The sequence below is a fragment of the Anabaena sp. CA = ATCC 33047 genome, assembly GCF_963870205.1.
GTDB lineage: Bacteria > Cyanobacteriota > Cyanobacteriia > Cyanobacteriales > Nostocaceae > Trichormus.
On the sequence record NZ_CAWMSA010000060.1, the window covers coordinates 1 to 539 of the forward strand.

Below are 539 nucleotides of genomic sequence, written 5' to 3' on the forward strand. Positions count from 1 at the left end.
GACTTCACCCGTTGGTGTCAACTCGGTGGCTTATGGCCATTCGTGGCACTACATGGAGCTTTCGGCTTAATCGGCTTCATGCTGCGCCAATTTGAGATTGCTCGTCTAGTAGGCATCCGTCCCTACAACGCCCTAGCATTCTCTGCTCCCATTGCGGTATTCGTCAGCGTATTCTTGATGTACCCCTTGGGACAATCCTCTTGGTTCTTCGCACCCAGCTTAGGTGTAGCGGGTATTTTCCGTTTCATCCTGTTCGTACAAGGCTTCCACAACTTTACCCTCAACCCCTTCCACATGATGGGTGTAGCAGGTGTATTAGGTGGTGCGCTATTGTGTGCGATTCACGGTGCAACCGTAGAAAACACCCTATTTGAAGACGGCGAAGGTGCAAACACCTTCCGCGCCTTCAACCCCACCCAAGCCGAAGAAACCTACTCAATGGTGACAGCAAACCGTTTCTGGTCACAGATTTTCGGGATTGCTTTCTCCAACAAACGCTGGCTACACTTCTTCATGTTGTTTGTGCCAGTCACCGGATT

The 539-nt window shown here is 50.8% G+C and carries 1 pseudogene; it reads left to right on the forward strand.

Annotated elements, in window-relative coordinates:
- Positions 1–539, forward strand: a pseudogene (locus AACS98_RS19610) (photosystem II D2 protein (photosystem q(a) protein)); the annotation flags it as partial.